Raw genomic sequence first — 2,550 nt, forward strand, 5'->3', positions numbered from 1 at the left:
TGCGCGACGCCGCCGCCGAACGTGCCCTGGTTGCCCGGCGCACGGACGCCGACCGGCCGCACCGCGGGCGGGATGCCGTAGAAGCTGGCATTGAGATCGCGGCGGGTCTGCGCGGTCATGACGCCGGTGAGGCGGCGGTCGAGTTCGACCTCGTCGATGCGGCCCTGACAGTAGGCGTCAGAAAGGGCTTCGGTGGCCCGCTGACGTTCGAGGTCGGAGATGCGAAGGGCGAGGCTCGGGTGTTCGGCGGGCGGCATACGGCGAGTCTGGCCGGGCGGTGTCCGGCCCACATCAGGCATTCCCCCGAGCACGCCCCCGACCCGTACAGTTGCGGCCATGGACAAGCCCGAGGTGACCGTTCCCGATCAAGACCCGCCCGCCGACCTGGTGCTCGACGACCTCGAGACCGGCACCGGCCCCGAAGCCGTCCCCGGCAAGCGTGTCGCCGTGCACTACGTGGGCGTCGCCTGGTCGGACGGTGCGGAGTTCGACAACAGCTACGACCGCGGCGAGCCCCTCGTGTTCCCGCTCGGTGCGGGACAAGTCATTCAGGGGTGGGATCGCGGCATCGCCGGCATGAAGGTCGGTGGACGCCGTCGCATCACCATCCCGCCTCACCTCGGCTACGGCGCCCGCGGCGCCGGCGGCGTCATCAAGCCCGACGAGACGCTCGTCTTCGTGTGCGACCTGGTGGGCGTGGCCTGACACGGCTCGGCTGACGGACGCCGCCGGAGTCCGTCACCAGCTGCCGCCGCCACCACCGCCGCCACCACCGCCGGCGAAGCCGCCACCGCCACCGAAGCCACCCCCGCCGCCGAAGGCGGAGCCCCCGCCGAAGCCGATGTCGTTGCTGAAGCGCGGGCCGGCGGCAGCGATCGACGGCGTCGTAGCCGGTCCCACCGACGAGCCGAGCGTGTCGAGGTTCCAAAGGATGACGGGTCCGTCCCAGAACGTGCCCCCGTACCAGCTCGTGTCGGGTTGCGTGAGCCGGCCGAGCGCGATGGCTTGCTGACAGACGCGCACCCAGCGCTCGGCGAGCCCGAACAGGATCGCCCACGGCAGGTACTTGCTGAAGATGTCCTCGCCCTCCTCGAAGCGCAGCTGATCGGCCTCGGCCGTGGCGATGTAGGTGCGGAAGCCTTCGATCTGGTCGGTCCACGCCCGCCCGAGCGCGGTGCGCTGGCCGCGCGCCATGCGCGCCCGGACGACGGCGAGCGTGATCACGAGCGCCACCGTGGCGGGCACGAGGAACCAGGCCAGCCCCAGCAGCCAACGCACGTCGAAGAACCACACAGCCATGAATCCCAGCCACATGACGCCCGCGATCGAAGACGATTTCCGCCCGCGCCGGACCCGCCGGAACCAGCCCGACGTGAGGGCGACACCCTGCGCATCGGCAGCCAGCCGGTCGGACGCCCCCGCCAGCTGTCCGGCGCGGCCGACGTCGACGGCGTCCTGCCCGCGATCGAAGAGCTCGGCCAACAGCAGACTGCTCGGCTCGTCGGGGGCGCGGCGCGGATCCCGCAGGATCGCCGTCGTGCGGCCCTGGCTGGTGAGTTGCAGAGCGCCCGCCGTGGCCAAGCCCACGAGCGTGGCGGTGAGGTGCTCGGTGCGGTACTGACCGTCGAGCAGGAAGCCCGCATGCGTCAGCGGCAGCTTCGGCGGGCTGAACTGCACCGGCACCTGCAGACCCGGGTCGTTGCGCACCACGGGGCTCGCCTGACCACGCGCAGGCACGGTGCCCGGAGGCACGCCCGCGTAACGCTGGTCATGGCCGTTGCGCCGGTAGTACCACCAGCCGAGCAGCGGGATGACGAGCACGGACGCCAGCCCCGCACCCTGCAGCACCCGCGTGGAACGGACGTCGGCGGCGTCCCCCCGCTCACTCAGGTTGGGCACCGCACCCGTCACCGCCGAGGGCTGGATCTGGACCGCGACGGTGAGCAACTCGCCGGCGGCCAGGCCGTCCTGAGTGAAGACAGCTTCGCCCGACTCGACCGTGGCCGACGTGCAAGGCGTGGCGGACGCCGACGTGGAGCCGCTCGTCGAGGGCGGACGGTCGGCATAGCACCGCAGGTCTTGCGCACCGCCGGGCACGCTGACCCGGACGGTCGACGAGCTGATCGGGTCCATGTCGGACCCGGTCACATCCCAGTAGAACTCGGGGGTGCCGCCCGGCGTGCGGAGCGCGCCACGGACGTCGTAGGAGAGGACGTACGTGACGGCGTCCTGACTGATCGTCCGGTCCGCGCTGCCGATGCGGATCCGCAGGACGCCCTCACGGGCGCTCGGCGCGAAGCGGGTCGTCTGCACCTCGGTGGTGACCGGGTCGGGGCTGGTGACGACGATGTTGGAGACGTCGAAGATCATGTCCTGCTCGGCGTCGTACGGCTCGCGGATGGTGAGGAGCCGCTCGTAGCCGTGGCGCCCGGAACCGGGGCCGAAGCGCAGGGTGATCGTCTCGGTCACGCTGACGACACTGTCCGGCGAGACCACGTAGGTGACGTCGAAGCGGTCGTAGCTGTCGGCGGCGGCGCGCTCGACGACACC

General features: G+C 71.6%; 3 protein-coding genes. 1 reads left to right on the forward strand and 2 read right to left on the reverse strand.

Translation table 11 applies throughout. The annotated features are described in order from the left end of the window. A partial coding sequence (locus tag Q1K57_RS13895) for a DUF1707 domain-containing protein (protein WP_300083628.1) occupies positions 1-257 on the reverse strand: 257 nt, incomplete at its 3' end. 79 nt (positions 258-336) lie between these two features. Between Q1K57_RS13895 and Q1K57_RS13900 the strand changes: the two genes are divergently transcribed. Next, positions 337-705 (forward strand): FKBP-type peptidyl-prolyl cis-trans isomerase, encoded by a 369-nt coding sequence (locus Q1K57_RS13900; RefSeq protein ID WP_300083629.1) that lies wholly within the window; start codon positions 337-339, stop codon positions 703-705. Between the two features lie 33 nt (positions 706-738). Here Q1K57_RS13900 and Q1K57_RS13905 read toward each other — a convergent pair. Then, positions 739-2,550: DUF2207 domain-containing protein (locus tag Q1K57_RS13905; RefSeq protein WP_300083631.1), on the reverse strand; the 1,812-nt coding region annotated here is incomplete at its 5' end.

This window comes from Propioniciclava sp. (assembly GCF_029977985.1).
Classification (GTDB): domain Bacteria; phylum Actinomycetota; class Actinomycetes; order Propionibacteriales; family Propionibacteriaceae; genus Propioniciclava.